The sequence below is a fragment of the Novosphingobium jiangmenense genome, assembly GCF_015694345.1.
Taxonomy (GTDB): Bacteria; Pseudomonadota; Alphaproteobacteria; order Sphingomonadales; family Sphingomonadaceae; genus Novosphingobium; species Novosphingobium jiangmenense.
In genome coordinates this window covers 457,984-472,387 of record NZ_JADQDC010000002.1, presented here as the reverse complement: position 1 = coordinate 472,387, position 14,404 = coordinate 457,984, and the positions used below count along the sequence as shown (strand labels likewise).

Below are 14,404 nucleotides of genomic sequence, written 5' to 3'. Positions count from 1 at the left end.
GCATGTGCGGAATTGCCGGTATCGTCCACACCGAGGGCCTCAAGCCCGTCGACCCCGACCGCGTCCGGCGCATGTGCGATGCCATCGCGCACCGCGGCCCGGATGGTGAAGGCGTCTGGACCGCCCCCGGCGTAGGCCTCGGTCACCGCCGCCTCTCGATCATCGACCTTGCCGGCTCTCCGCAGCCAATGATCGCCGCCGAACAGGATGCGGTGATCGTATTCAACGGTGAAATCTATAATTTCAGAGAGTTGCGCAAGGATCTTCAGGCACTCGGTGCCACCTTCCGTACCGATGGCGATACCGAGGTGATCCTCGAGGCCTGGCGCCATTGGGGCGTCGACTGCCTGCCGAGGCTGCACGGCATGTTCGCCTTCGCGCTTCACGATCTGCGCCAGCGCACCACGCTGCTTGCGCGCGATCGTTTTGGCGTGAAGCCGCTGTTCACCGCGCGCCTGTCCGACGGCGCGGTGATCTTCGGGTCCGAACTCAAGGCCTTGCTCGCACACCCCTCGCTGCGGCGCGAGATCGATCCGCTGGCGGTCGAGGATTATCTCGCCTGGGGTTACGTGCCGGACCATCGCTCGATCCTCAAGGGCGTCGAGAAGCTGCCGGCCGGGCATTACCAACTGCTCCGCCCCGATGCACCGCCGCCAGCGCCGGTGCAGTGGTGGGACGTGTCCTTCGCCGATCGCACCAAGGGCAGCGCGCAAGACCTCGAAGCGCATCTCCTGCACCACATGCGTGAAGCCGTCACCTCGCGCATGCTGGCAGACGTTCCGCTGGGCGCTTTCCTGTCGGGTGGTGTGGACAGCTCCAGCGTCGTCGCCCTGATGGCCGAGGCGAGCGCCACTCCGGTCAAGACCTGCTCGATCGGCTTCGACGTCGGTGCGCTCGATGAAACCGCCTACGCCGACCGTATTGCCGCGCAGTATCATACGCAGCACAGGAAACGCACCGTTTCGGCGGACGATTATTCCTTGGTCGACCGGCTCGCGGGCATGTTCGACGAACCCTTTGCCGATGCCTCGGCCTTGCCGACCTTCCGCGTCTGCGAATTGGCCCGGGAGCATGTCACCGTGGCCCTTTCGGGTGACGGCGCCGACGAGGCCTTCGCCGGTTACCGCCGCCAGACCTTCCAGCACCGCGAGGAACAGGCGCGGGCCTTGCTACCCTCGGCGATCCGCCAGCCATTGTTCGGAGCGCTCGGTCGCGCGTGGCCGAAAGCTGACTGGGCACCGCGTCCGTTGCGGGCCAAGACAACGTTCCTCAGCCTCGCTGAAAGCGGTGAGCAAGGCTATGCCCGCGCCTTGGCGGTGACGCCACCGGAGCTGCGCGATTCGCTTTACAGTCAAGATTTCAAGCGCTTGCGAGGCGATTATCGCGCGGAGCAATCGCTGGTAGACCTGATGAGGAACGCCCCGGCGCGTTCCGGACTGGATCGCGCGCAGTACGCCGACCTCAAGTTCTACATGCCCGGCGATATCCTCACCAAGGTGGACCGTACCAGCATGGCCGTGAGCCTCGAGGCGCGCGAGCCTCTGCTAGATCACCGCCTTGTCGAGTTCGGCGCTCGCCTCCCGGAACGGGCGAGGGTTCGCGGAACCACCGGCAAATGGCTGATCAAGCAGACCATGCGCCGCTATCTTCCTGACGACGTGCTGTTCCGGCCGAAGATGGGCTTTGTCACGCCGATTGCGCAATGGCTGCGGGGACCCTTGGCCGGTGAGGCTATGGGGCTTTCCCGGAGCGATACCCTGGCCCGGACAGGCTGGTTCGAGAACGGCCGTCTCGATTTCGTCGTCCAGGCGCATCTGTCGGGCCGGGCGGACCACAGCCGCCTGATCTGGCAGCTGCTTATGCTGCAGAAATCTATGGATCGCCTTGGTTGATCGCGCATTAAGTTTGATCAAGTGGTAAGGTGATCTTCACCATTGCGGACTAATCCGGTGTTGAAACAACGCCCGTGGGTCCATGCTGAAGAAACTGCGCACACCGCTGTATCTCGCGCTGCTTATCCCGGCGTTGCTGGCGTTTACCGATTTTCTGACGCCGATCGACCATGTCTTCTGGAACGTCCGGTACAAGCTGAATCAGCACCCCGCAAACGCCTCGACTGTCATAGTGGAGTTGAGCGCTGACGGTGAACATCTCGATTCCGCTACTGTAGCGTCGCCTCGCCTGGCCCGCGTGCTCGAACAGGTGCGCCGCCAGATGCCTTATCGGGTTTTTGTCGACGCCCCGGTGAAATATGGTGCCGACGTTGCGGGTGACCGCCAGCTGGGGAAGACGATCAAGGACTTTGGCTCGGGCGTGTCGCTGGTCGTGCGCAGCCAGTCAGTCGGCAGTCTCGATCACGAGTTTACCTACCGTGATTTCCGCATGCCGCCGCGTGCCCTGTCAGACGTCGCCCCGGTGGTCGTTTCGGTGTGGAACGCCAACTTCCTCGATTATGCGGTGTCTTCGCCCTATTCAGTCAAGGTTGACGGGAAGGACTACCCGACCTTTGCGGCTGTTCTTGCCGGCGCCAAGGCCGGGGCGCAGGAGACCTTCGAGCCGGACTTCCTTGTCGATCCCGCTTCAATCCCGAGGGTTGGCGAAGATTCGCTGCTCAGCGGTGCCTATACGCCCGGGTTGCTCACCGGTCGCACGGTCGTGGTTACGCAGGCCGGCAACGCGCCCAACATCGGGTATTTTGGCAAAGGGCGTTTGCACCCGCTGGCTGTGGACATCGCCGGCGCTTCAGGTCTCGCCAAGCCCTTCGCATTGTCGCTCGGGCAATTGCCCTTGCTGGTGCTGGTCTGGCTGATCGTCCGCGCTGGATCCCGCATGGCATTGCGTCGGCGCAAGGTCGCACTGCACGCTGCTGCGACAGCGGTGCCCTTCGTCCTGCCGCCCATGCTCCAGTTGATTGGAATCACCGTCGATGTCGGCGCGGCCATACTGTGCCTCTGTCTTTATGGTGGTGCGCGCGTATGGCAATTGCGCGTGCGCCGGGTGCAGCACACCAGCACCTCCGGTCTGCCCAACCTCCTCGCCTTGAGCGCACATCCCTTCGAAGTCGGGCGTGACGTGATCGTCGCGGTGATCGGTCGCTACGAGGAGATCCTTGCGACGCTGCCAAAGGACCTGCACGGCGAATGCGCTCGCCAGATCGCAAGACGCCTTTCGGTCGGTTCGGGAATCGAGGCCATCTTCAACGGCGAGGGCGGCCACTTTGCATGGACCGAGGAAGCGCGTCCGCTCGAGATGCAACTCAATCACCTTGAGGGATTGCGCGCGCTGTTTTCCGCACCGCTGCAGATCGGCGCGTTCACTTTCGACACGAATATCCATTTTGGCCTGGACCGCAACGAAGGGCTGGACGCGCAAACTCGCGTCAATTCGGCCTTGGCCAGTGCCAACGATGCCCTGAACTCCGGGCGCTCGGTCGAGCTTTTCGAAGCCGAACGCCTTGCCGAAGCGAGCTGGGAGCTTTCGCTTCACGCACGAATCGACGAGGGCTTGCGCAACGGCGAAATCTGGCTGGCGTACCAGAGCCAGTGGGACATGCGCCGCGGAGAGCCATGCGGTGCCGAGGCACTGATTCGCTGGAACCACCCGACACGCGGTCCGATCGCGCCAGATGCTTTTATCCTGCAAGCCGAACGCGCAGGGCGCATCGATGCCTTAACCTATTGGGTGGTGGACGAAGCGATCACCGCGGCTCTCGCGCTGAATGCGCAAGGGCGTCATTTCCAGATGAGCATAAATCTGTCGGCGCAGATGGTCGACAAGCCATCGCTCGTGGCAAACTTCGCGGAGATCGTGCGCCGCCGGAACATCGACCCGCGCCTGCTTACCGTGGAAGTCACCGAAACATCGAGCGTGCGCAATCGCCCGGCAGCGGTTCAGAACCTCTCGCAGCTTCGTGCGATGGGATTCCGGCTTTCGATTGACGATTTCGGTACCGGCGAAGCAAGTCTTGCATACCTCGCCGACCTGCCCAGCGACGAGCTGAAGCTGGACCGGCGCTTCGTCTCGAAGCTGCTCACGCATGACCGCGAGCGCCACATCATCCGCTCGACGATCGGCTTGGCCCATGCCCTCGGGCAGACGGTGGTGGCCGAAGGGATCGAGGATGAGGCAACTTATCGCGCGTTGCTCGATCTGGGCTGCGACGTCGGCCAAGGCTATTTTCTCGGTCGTCCTCAACCATTTGCCGAGTTCTGTCAGGGGCTTCTCAAAATGGGACAACGCCAAAGCGGAGTCGTTTAGAAGTTGTTAACCATGAAGGGCGGTGTTAACCATGTGTCTCCAATCGTGGATGGAGGCACGAATGTCCGCTGTGAACGCAATCATCGAAATCCTGCGCTGGCTCTTCCAGTAATCCGGGTTTCTCCCTGATTTCTCTATGGAATCAGGGGCATGAATAGATAGGCACTGCCACCCGAGTTTGGTGGCAGTGCCCTGTCCATTGCAGATAGACCCTGCGTTGCCCCGATTCGTGGTTAACGCAATATTCTTACGGAAAGCTCTGTTAAGGGCCCTCAGTCCTCGCCGTGGCCGAGCGCCAGATAGTCCTGGCTCTGCATTTCCATCAAACGGCTGACGGTGCGATCGAACATGAAGCGGCCTTCGTCGTCGCCTTTTCCGCTCCAGTCATAAAGCTCCGCTGGCTCCGCTTCAGCGGTAGCGATCAGCTTGACCTTGTGCTCGTAAAGCGCGTCGATCAGGGTGATGAAGCGCGCTGTCTCGTTGCGCAATTCGGCGCCGAGGCGGGGGATGGCGACGACGATGACGGTGTGGAAATTGCGGGCGATGGCCAAGTAGTCCGCCGCGCCGCGCGCTTCGCTGCATAGCCGCTTGAAGCTGAACACGCCCACGCCCTTCAGGCTCTTGGGCACGTGCATCATGCGACCGCCGCCGACGTCCAGTTCGCATGACGGGACGTGCTCGCTGTCTTCGGGCGGATAGTCGGTCAGGCGGAAGAAGGCTTCGCGGACCTTGGCCGTCGATTCGGGGCAGACGGGCACGTGCCAGGTCCCGACGCCCTGCATGCGCTCGAGGCGGTAGTCGGTCGGGCCGTTGAGCGTGAGCACGTCGAGCTTGCCTTCGATCAGCGCGATGAAGGGCAGGAAGTGTTCGCGGTTGAGGCCGTTCTTGTAGAGATCCTGCGGCGCGCGGTTGGATGTGGTGACGACGGTGACGCCGCCGTCGTTCATCAGCGCGGTGAACAGGCGACTCATGATCATGGCGTCGGCGCTGTTGTTGACGACCATCTCGTCGAAGCAGAGCACGCGCGTCTCGGCAGCGATTGCGGCGGCGACGGGCGGGATCGGGTCGCCGCTTTCCTTCTTGCGCTCCTCGCGCAGGCGGGCGTGGACGTCGAGCATGAACTCGTGGAAGTGCGCGCGGCGCTTGGCGCTGACGGCGAGGTTGTCATGAAACAGGTCCATGAGCATCGACTTGCCACGCCCGACGCCGCCCCACATGTAGACCCCGCGCGGAGGTGGTGCGGGTTTGGCGCCGAACAGTTTGCGGAACAGGCCGGGCGAGGGCGGGGGCGTTTCCAGCACCTGCTGAAGTGCGTCGAGGCGCGCGGCGCCGGCGGCCTGTTCGGGATCGGGCCGGAGCTCTCCCGCAGCGACCAGCTCGCGGTAGCGCTGGAGGACCGAGGTCATCGTCTGGTCGGCTTGCGGATCGTGCCGTTGAAGGCGGCCACGGTGTCGTTGCCCTGTTCAACAAGGCCGCGCAGGAAGACGAGGCGACCGGTTTCGCGCAGCACTTCGACCACAGCGTCAAGCGGTTTGCCGACTCGGCCTGCGCCGATGAACTGCGTCGACAGATCAAGTGTGACCGAGCCGGCGGCATCGCCCGACAGGAGCGTGCGCATCGCCGCGAAGAGCGAGATGTCGATCAGCGCGAGGGTGACGCCGCCGTGTACTGCTTCGAGCAGGTTCGAGTGGCGGCGTTCCGGGAACATGCGCAGGCGGGCGCGGCGGGTGCCGTCAACGCCTTCCTCGATCCGCGTCAGCATCCGGCCCATCGTCTGGGCGTTGAAGCGGGTCTCGTCGGTCAGGTTCCAGGTGAACCAGCCGGGGTGGTCCTCGGCCGGTTCGTAACGGAAGGCTTGCTCACTCACCGGATCAATCAGACGAGACGCTCGGCCTGCATCTTCTTGATCTCGGCGATGGCGCGGGCGGGCGAGAGACCCTTCGGGCACACGTTCGCGCAGTTCATGATGGTGTGGCAGCGATAGAGGCGGAAGGGATCTTCCAGCTCGTCAAGCCGCTCACCGGTCATCTCGTCGCGGCTGTCAGCCAGCCAGCGGTAAGCCTGGAGCAGGATGGCGGGGCCAAGGAACTTGTCGGAGTTCCACCAGTAGCTCGGGCACGAGGTGCTGCAGCAGGCGCACAGGATGCACTCGTAGAGACCGTCGAGCTTTTCGCGCTGTTCCGGCGACTGCAGGCGCTCCTTGCCCGAGGGCGTGGGGCTGACGGTCTGGAGCCAGGGACGGATCGAGGCGTACTGCGCGTAGAAGTGGGTGAAATCGGGGACGAGGTCCTTGATCACTTCCATGTGCGGCAGCGGCGTGATGCGGATTTCGCCGTCGAGATCCTCGATCGCGGTGGTGCAGGCGAGGCCGTTGCGGCCGTTCATGTTCATCGCGCACGAACCGCAGATGCCTTCGCGGCAGGAGCGGCGGAAGGTGAGGGTGGGATCCTGCTCACCCTTCATCTTGATCAGCGCGTCGAGCACCATCGGGCCGCACTGTTCGAGATCGATGTCGAACGTGTCGTAGCGCGGATTCTCGCCGCTGTCGGGATCGTAACGATAGACCTTGAACTTGCGGATCTTGCCGTTGGTGGCCGCCGCATGGTGGCGGGGCTTGCCGGTGATCGTGGAGTTCTTCGGAAGCGAGAATGTCGCCATCGTTCTGTCCTGTCCTTCGCGTGGGCGCGGCTTGTTGAGTCGTCCTTAGCGAATGCAGCGCAAGGGGCAAGAGGGCTTTGGCCTGCACGTTGGTAGAGGTTGCAGCCTTGAAGGGCGGCCGGTTTCCATTCGCATATGTGAAAAGGGTTTACGGGGTTTACAGAGTTCAGGGAAATCTTTCCGGGGACTTGGCAGGCGGTTTTCGGGCAAAGCGTTCTTAATTTGTTCGCATATGTGAAGATCGTTTTCCCCTCCGTCAGTCGCCGATGGCGACTGCGACCTCCCCATTTGTCCTCCGGAAAAACGGGGAGGATCACTCGAGATGTTGGTTCGATCATGCGCATGTCCCGACCATGCCATTTTGCTTGCGTGTAGGACAGCGATGAATAGGGTTGGGGTTGGACTTGATCGGACGGCTAATCCCTCTAGCCTGCATTCAGTCAATACACGGGGGAATCGTGCAAATACTTTCGACGGCCATGGTGCTGGGGCTGCTGTCAGCGAATATTCTTCATGCGCAAGCCGTCCCGGCGGACGAGGCCGCCCCCAGAACCGAAGCGGCCACGCCGGTTGCGGTTACCGTCCAGGCACCGTTGCCCGCTTCTGCCTATGCCCAGCTGCCGTTTGTCGAAGGGGCGAAGCTTTCGCCCGACGGGATGTGGGTGGCCGGCCAATTCGCGGTCAACGGCAGCCAGCGGATCGTCGTCATTTCGCCGTTCGACACCAGCAAGCTCAGCCAGGCGGGCCTGCCCGACGATGTCGAGGTGCGCTCGATGCAATGGGTCGGCAACGATAACCTGCTGATCCGGATCACGGCCATCCGCCCGCTCGACGGGGGCGACAAGGCCTATATCTCGCGCGCGGTTTCGTTAAACCGCACGACCGACAAGTACACCAAGCTGATGTGGGACCTTGGCGGACAGAATGCCGCCGATGTGCTGTGGGTTCCGACTGACGGATCAACCCGCATCCTGCTCGCTGGACAGAACTCGATCTACATGGGCGACGATTTCTGGCCAGCGGTCTATTCTGTCGACGTCACCAACGGCCGCCATACCACCGAAGCCAATCCACGTGCCGAAGTGCTGGACTGGATCGCCGATACGTCGGGCGTGGTTCGCGGGGCGATCTCCAACGACCGCGCCAAGGGTACGCGGACGCTGCTCTACCGGGCGAAGAAGGGCAGTGCCTTCGACCGCAAGGATCGCCAAGCCTACGATGACCTCGAAGTGCCGCTGCTGGTCCGCGCCGATGCGAACCGGATGGTCGTCCTGCGCCCCGGCACCGATGGCCGCGATGCGCTGGTCGAGATCGACGGGGACAGCGGCGCGGTGGTGCAGACGCTCTACCAGGCCGAGGTCGGCGTGGACATCGAAGGCGTGCGCTACGACGATTCGGGCAACGAGGTGCTCGGCGTCTACCTCGGCGGCGCCGCGACCGAGCCGCTCCACTGGCTCGATCCCGCTCTCGACGAGCTGCAGAAGGCCTTCGAGAAAAGCCTGAAAGGCAGGCGCGCGCAGATCATCTCGCTTTCGGCCGACCGCCAGCGGATGCTGGTACGGGTGGACAAGCCGAACGAGGCGGGCAGGCTCTATTTCTTCGACACCGCCGACGGTAATCTTCACCTCTTCGCCAATCTCAACAGCGCGACCAACGGCACGCGCGCCGGCAAGATGGAGAAGGTGCATTACAAGGCGCGCGACGGGCTGGAGATCGAGGCGATCATGACGACGCCGCCGGGGCGCGAGGCGAAGAACCTGCCTGTGGTGATCCTGCCGCACGGCGGCCCTTGGGCGAACGACACGATGGACTGGGACTATTGGGCGCAGTTCATCGCGAGCCGAGGCTATCTGGTGATCCAGCCCAACTTTCGCGGATCGACCGGCTACGGCGAGGCCTTCCTGAAGAAAGGCGAGGGGCAACTGGGCCTGGCCATGCAGGATGATGTCAACGACGCGCTGGCCTGGGCAGCGAAGCAGGGGCTGGCGGATGCCAAGCGTGCCTGCGTGGTCGGCGCAAGTTACGGCGGCTACGTGGCGATGTGGGGCGCGGCGCGCGATCCCGACTTGTGGCGCTGTTCGATCTCTATCGCGGGCGTGGCCAACTTGCGCCGCGAGGTGAACGACTTCGGCGACCTGCTTTTCGGCAAGCGCTATCGCGAACAGTGGCAGAAGATGACGCCGGACTTCCCCGCCGTTTCACCGATGAACCACATTGATGCGATCAAGGTGCCGATGCTGCTGATCCACGGCAAGAAGGACCTGACTGTCGATCACGGGCAATCGCAGAGCATGTTCAACAAGATGCAGGCAGCAGGCAAGAACGTTGAATTCGTCTCGCTGCCCAAGGCCGATCACTACTTCACTCGCGAGCCGGACCGGCTTGCGCTGCTTTCGGCAATCGAGACGTTCCTGGCGAAGCACAATCCGGCGGATTGAAGATCAGCGCAGCTTTGTGGCGGTGCCCCATTCCATCCAGGCGGCCCATTTCGGCATGCCGGGCATGTACTGGTGGCCGGGGTGTTCGAGCTGGAAGCCGGCCTGGAGGACCGGGGCGGTGACGGCGCGGGAGAGGTGGCAGCCACCCATCAGGGGTTTCCAGACAGGCTCGATCCGGCGCTGCCATTTGGCAACCGGAGCATCGGGGCTGAGGCCGTGTTCGAGGAACAGGAGCGTGCCGCCGGGCTTGAGGATGCGGCGCAGTTCGGACAGGACCTTGGCCGGATCGTCGACCGAGCAGAGCGTGTAGGTGCAGACGGCGGTGTCGAAGGTTTCGTCACCGAAGGGGATGTCCTCGCCGACGCCCTGCCGGATATCGGCCTGCCAGCCCTTGCGGGCGGCGGCTTCGCGGGCATAGTCGAGGAGCTTGCCCGAAGGGTCGATCCCGGCAAAGCCGATGACGCGGGCAGGATCGTAGAACTGCTGGTTTAGGCCACCACCGCAGCCGATCTCGAACACGCGGCCCTGCGCGCGCGGCACGACGCCGGCGCGCAGTTCCATGATGTTTGGTGATGCACAGGCACACTTGATCATGCGCGGGACGACGTGCGCGTCCCAAACCGCTTTCAGACCCATCGCAATCCCCCTTCGTTTATCGCAGGAGACTGGCAAAGTGGCAGGTGCGGCGCAACCGGGTGCGCCGTGTCATTTCATTTCGCGCGGTCGCCCGCGGAGCCGCAGCCTTCGGGGCTGAGGCCCATCGCCCACATCACGCCCTGATCGAGCAGCTTGAGGCTTTCGGGCTGGCTGTAGTTTTCGGGGCGATGACCGATGGCAGTGTAGAAGCTGCGGCCTTTGCCGAGGCAGCGCGTCCAGGCGATCGGGTGATCGCCCATCGCCAGCTTCTGGCCGAAGCCTTCGCCGGGCTTGTAGGTGCTTTCATCCAGCGAGGCGAGCACGCGGGCGCCCGGCAGGGAGCGCACGCTGCGGTTGAACGAGTACCATTCCTCGGTCATGCGCCAGTCGGCAGGCAGGCCGTATGTGGCGGGGTGGCGCTTGTCTTCGACGACGACGCGGGCTTCCTGGAACTGCGGTGTCATCGGGTGGCCGATGAAGCGGGCGCCGATCAGGCTGTCTGCATACCAGTCCCAGAAGAACTGGGGATCGCCGCCGGAGCCGTGGATTCCGGCGAAGCCGCCGCCATGCTCGACATAGCGGCGGAAGGCGGCGCGCTGCGGGATGGTCAGGGCGTCGCCGCTGATGTTGTTCCAGACGACCGCATCGAAGTGCGCGAGGTCCCTTGCGTTGAACACGCCGCCCTTGTCGGTGAAGACGATGCCCCAGCCGTGGCGCGCGGCAATGCCCTTGAGCGCTGCTTCGGCAGCGTTGACCGAGGGGGAATCGCGGAAGCCGGTGATCTTGCCGAAGACGAGCAGCGAGGGGCGGGGCAGGTCTGCGGGAATGGCGGGCCGGTCGTTGTCGTAAGTGCGGCAGCGGGCGCCGACATCGGCGGTGGTGAGACGGACCTTGGCGAGGTCCTTGTCGAGACGGGCCCCCAGCGCGGCGTCGTTCTTGCCGAGCATCGCCATGACCGCGCGCGGCGTGACGATGCGATCGAAGCCGGGGGGCAGGGCATGGCCGTTGAACGGGTGGGTCATCGCCTCGGGAAGCCCTGGCGAGGCAGCTTCGATTGCGGCCTTGGCGGCGGGGACGGCGAGGACGTCGGCAAGCGGTGACTGCGTGGACAGGGCCTGCTTGCCCAGGGGGCAATCCAGCACTGGTGCGGCTCGCGCCGGTGTGCCCGCAATCAGTCCAAGTGCCGCTGCGGCCAGCAGAATCCCTTTGCGCACGTCCGTCTCCCGATACCTGTGTTTGCGCTACCATGGCCGGGCCGACAGCGCCGGTCAACCGCAGCGGGTGGCACCCTTGCGTGAAAGACGTATTGTCCGCAGGCAGCAAGGCTTCACGAAGGAATGCAGATGGACGGGGGACAGCAAGACAAGAACCGGCACGGGCTGGACGCGGCGCTGCACGCGCGGCACGTGGCGATGATCGCGATCGGCGGGATCATCGGGGCGGGGCTGTTCGTCGGCTCCTCGACCTCGATCGCGCAGATCGGTCCGGCGGTGGTGGTGAGCTATGGCCTTGCCGGACTGGTGATCCTGATGATCATGCGGATGCTGAGCGAGATGGCGATGCTGCATCCGGGGGCGGGATCGTTCACCGAGCACGTGCGGCTGGGGCTGGGGCCGCTGGCGGGCTTCGTGGCGGGGTGGCTGTACTGGTACTTCTGGGTGATCGTGGTGGCGATCGAGGCGATTGCCGGGGCGGTGATCCTGGCGATGTGGCTGCCGTTCGAGGTGTGGCAGATCGGCTGCGTGCTGCTGGCGCTGATGACGGTCGTGAACCTGTTCTCGGCGCGGTCCTATGGCGAGTTCGAGTTCTGGCTTTCGGCGGCGAAGGTCGCGGCGATCCTCGGGTTCATCGTGATCGCGGGGCTGTGGGCGTTCGGGGTTACCTCGCCTGCGGGCAATACCTTCGCCAACGTGACCGCGCATGGCGGCTTTGCGCCGAAGGGCTGGGGCGCGGTGATCGGGGGCGTGACCTCCGTGATCTTCGCGCTGTGCGGGGCCGAGATCGCGACGGTGGCGGCGGCGGAATCGAAGGCTCCGGCCAAGGTGATCGCGCGGATGACCGGCTCGGTCGCCTTGCGCATCCTGCTGTTCTACGTGCTCTCGCTGATCCTGATCGTGGCGGTGCAGCCGTGGAATACGGTGGTGCCGGGACAGAGCCCGTTCGCAAGTTCGCTGGCGCTGATGGGCATTCCGGGCGCGGCAACGATCATGAACGCGGTGGTGCTGGTGGCGGTGCTGTCGTGCCTCAATTCGGGGCTCTACGTGACGTCGCGCGCGCTGTTCGGGCTGGCGCGGCATGGCGATGCTCCGCAGGCGCTGATCCGGCTGAACAGGCGCAAGGTGCCCGCGCGGGCGACGATCATTGCCAGCCTGTTCGGCTATGGCGCGATGGCCGCCTCGGTGCTTTCGCCCGAGGGGGTGTTCAGCTTTCTGGTGAGCGCTTCGGGCGCGCTGATGCTGGTGATCTACCTGATGGTGTGCCTGGCGCAGGTGCGGATGCGGCGGCAGGTCGAAGCCGATGCACCCGAGAGGCTGCAACTGCGGATGTGGCTGTTCCCGTGGCTTTCGTACGCGACGATCGGCGCGATCGGGGTGGTGCTGGTTGCCATGGCGCTGGTGCCCGAGTTGCGCCCGCAGTTTGTTGCCAGCGCGGTTACGGTGGGGATTGCCGCCGTCGCCTGGTTTTTCCTTCGCCGACAAAGGATGTGACTTCGATGAAGACCGCCCGCCTGCTTGCCCTTGTCCTGGCCGCTTTGCCACTTCCCGCGATTGCTGAGCAGGCGGACCTCCTGCTGGTGAATGGCAAGGTGCTCGCCGTCGACAAGGACTTTGCGGTGCGTTCGGCGGTGGCGGTGAAGGACGGGAAGGTGGCGGCCGTGGGCGGGCCGGAACTGGCGAAGACATGGACTGCGGCGCGGACGATCGACCTCAAGGGGCGGACGCTGATGCCGGGGTTCATCGATGCGCACCTGCACCTGATCAGCGTGTCGCCGCGCTCGGTCGAGCCTGCCAAGGCGCGCTCGATTGCCGAACTGGGGCAGATGGTCGCGGCCAAGGCCAAGGCGCTGGGGCCGGGGGAATGGGTGGTCGGTTCGGGCTGGGACGAGGCGCTGCTGGCCGAGAAGCGCAATCCTACGCGTGCCGATCTTGATGCCATTGCGCCGGACAATCCGGTGGTGCTGGTCCGCGCCGGGGCGCATAGCGCGGTGGCCAACACGATGGCGCTCAAGCTGGCGGGGATCGACAAGGATACGCCCGATCCCGAGGGTGGCCTGATCGAGCGCGGGCCCGGCGGGGTGCCGAATGGCATCGTGCGCGAGCGCACCGACCTGATCCTCAAGCTGGTTCCGCCCAGTACGCCTGCGCAGATGCGGCCGAGCTACGTCAAGTCGCTCAAGGACCTTCTGACGCTCGGGATCACCAGCTTCATGGAGGCTTGGACGACGATCGATGACGAGCCGGTGGAGCAGGGCGGAGTGCCTGGCGGGGGCGGCAACGGGGTGCGCGCGCATACCTTCAAGCAATTGCGCGCGATCTATGACGACGAAGGCGAGAACCTGCCGCGCGCGACGCTCTACATCATGTATCCGGGCGCCGAGCGGCTGAAGAAGTTTCCCTACCACACCGGTTTTGGCGATGACCGGCTGAAGCTGGGGCCGATTGGCGAGAGCGCCTATGACGGCGGATTCACCGGGCCGACGGCGCGCACGTCAAAGGACTACAAGGGGCAGCCGGGATTCCGGGGCACGACGTTCATGTCGGAAGCGGCGCTGCACGAGATGGTCGAGACTTCCGCGTCGCTAGGCTGGCAGCTTGGCATCCATGCCATTGGCGACGAGGCGATCGATACGGTGGCTGCGGCCTATCACGATGTGCTGACCGCGCATCCCAGGAAGGACCATCGCTGGTTCCTCTCGCACTTTACCATGCTGCCGACCGAGCAGACGATGAAGGCTATGGCGGCGGACGGGGTGTGGACGACGGCGCAGCCCAATTTCACCTACAACCTCGAGGGGCGCTATCTGCAGGTGCTCGATGGCGAGCGGCTGGACCGGATCAATCCGATGGCAACGCCGATTGCGCATGGCGTGAACGTGGTGATGAGCAGCGACAACCTGCCGATCGGGCCGATGGTCGGGCTCTATGCTGCGGCGACGCGCAAGGGCATGACCGGGCACCAGTTCGCGATGCAGGAGGCGATTACCCGCGAGGAGGCAATCCGGCTCTATACCGCAAAGGCTGCGGCGCTTGCGTGGGACGAGGGCAAGAAGGGTTCTATCGAGCCGGGCAAGTTCGCTGATCTGATCGTGCTGGATCGGGATCCGCTGACGGTTCCGGCAGAGGAGTTGCTGGCGACGAAGGTGGATATGACGTTCGTGGGTGGCAAGCTGGTGTGGAACCGGACGGGGGAGTAGG

The 14,404-nt window shown here is 64.3% G+C and carries 10 protein-coding genes; 5 read left to right on the top strand and 5 right to left on the bottom strand.

What is annotated here, in order from left to right; translation table 11 throughout:
• The first annotated feature begins 2 nt into the window (after positions 1–2).
• A complete protein-coding gene (locus tag I2488_RS04830; RefSeq protein WP_196274665.1) occupies positions 3–1,892 on the top strand; it encodes an XrtA/PEP-CTERM system amidotransferase in 1,890 nt (629 codons plus the stop codon).
• An 82-nt stretch (positions 1,893–1,974) separates the two neighbouring features.
• A complete protein-coding gene (locus I2488_RS19490) occupies positions 1,975–4,257 on the top strand; it encodes an EAL domain-containing protein (protein ID WP_246465477.1) in 2,283 nt (760 codons plus the stop codon).
• 272 nt (positions 4,258–4,529) lie between these two features.
• Here the strand turns inward: I2488_RS19490 and zapE are convergent, their stop codons facing one another.
• From zapE to I2488_RS04810, 3 genes are read right to left on the bottom strand one after another with little or no spacing between them, the layout of a single operon-like run.
• Positions 4,530–5,663, bottom strand: a complete 1,134-nt coding sequence (gene zapE, locus I2488_RS04820; protein WP_196274664.1) for a cell division protein ZapE — start codon at positions 5,661–5,663, stop codon at positions 4,530–4,532.
• Positions 5,660–6,124, bottom strand: a complete 465-nt coding sequence (locus I2488_RS04815; RefSeq protein WP_196274663.1) for a hotdog domain-containing protein — start codon at positions 6,122–6,124, stop codon at positions 5,660–5,662. The genes zapE and I2488_RS04815 overlap by 4 nt, the downstream gene beginning before the upstream one ends.
• Positions 6,125–6,132: 8 nt before the next feature.
• A complete protein-coding gene (locus tag I2488_RS04810; RefSeq protein WP_214652189.1) occupies positions 6,133–6,915 on the bottom strand; it encodes a succinate dehydrogenase iron-sulfur subunit in 783 nt (260 codons plus the stop codon).
• Positions 6,916–7,373: 458 nt separating this feature from the next.
• Here I2488_RS04810 and I2488_RS19775 point away from each other — a divergent pair, with 458 nt between their 5' ends.
• Complete coding sequence (locus tag I2488_RS19775; protein WP_196274662.1) at positions 7,374–9,353, top strand: alpha/beta fold hydrolase; 1,980 nt, start codon at positions 7,374–7,376, stop codon at positions 9,351–9,353.
• Positions 9,354–9,356: 3 nt separating this feature from the next.
• Here I2488_RS19775 and I2488_RS04800 read toward each other — a convergent pair whose 3' ends face one another.
• On the bottom strand, positions 9,357–9,989 hold the full coding sequence (locus tag I2488_RS04800; protein WP_196274661.1) for a class I SAM-dependent methyltransferase: 633 nt from the start codon (positions 9,987–9,989) through the stop codon (positions 9,357–9,359).
• 74 nt (positions 9,990–10,063) lie between these two features.
• A complete protein-coding gene (locus I2488_RS04795; RefSeq protein WP_196274660.1) occupies positions 10,064–11,203 on the bottom strand; it encodes a ThuA domain-containing protein in 1,140 nt (379 codons plus the stop codon).
• A 129-nt stretch (positions 11,204–11,332) separates the two neighbouring features.
• On the opposite strand from I2488_RS04795, the gene I2488_RS04790 reads away from it, so the two are divergent.
• Positions 11,333–12,697, top strand: coding sequence for an amino acid permease (locus tag I2488_RS04790; protein WP_196274659.1), 1,365 nt, complete (start codon positions 11,333–11,335; stop codon positions 12,695–12,697).
• A gap of 5 nt (positions 12,698–12,702) precedes the next feature.
• Entirely contained in the window at positions 12,703–14,403 is a 1,701-nt protein-coding gene (locus I2488_RS04785) for an amidohydrolase (RefSeq protein ID WP_196274658.1), read from the top strand.
• Position 14,404: the final 1 nt, after the last annotated feature.

What these genes read in the sequence shown, in the direction of transcription:
- zapE (WP_196274664.1), bottom strand. Translation starts at nt 5,663, where the DNA reads ATGACCTCGGTCCTCCAGCGCTACCGCGAGCTGGTCGCTGCGGGAGAG.
- I2488_RS04785 (WP_196274658.1), top strand. Translation starts at nt 12,703, where the DNA reads ATGAAGACCGCCCGCCTGCTTGCCCTTGTCCTGGCCGCTTTGCCACTT.
- I2488_RS04810 (WP_214652189.1), bottom strand. Translation starts at nt 6,915, where the DNA reads ATGGCGACATTCTCGCTTCCGAAGAACTCCACGATCACCGGCAAGCCC.
- I2488_RS04830 (WP_196274665.1), top strand. Translation starts at nt 3, where the DNA reads ATGTGCGGAATTGCCGGTATCGTCCACACCGAGGGCCTCAAGCCCGTC.
- I2488_RS04800 (WP_196274661.1), bottom strand. Translation starts at nt 9,989, where the DNA reads ATGGGTCTGAAAGCGGTTTGGGACGCGCACGTCGTCCCGCGCATGATC.
- I2488_RS19490 (WP_246465477.1), top strand. Translation starts at nt 1,975, where the DNA reads ATGCTGAAGAAACTGCGCACACCGCTGTATCTCGCGCTGCTTATCCCG.
- I2488_RS04790 (WP_196274659.1), top strand. Translation starts at nt 11,333, where the DNA reads ATGGACGGGGGACAGCAAGACAAGAACCGGCACGGGCTGGACGCGGCG.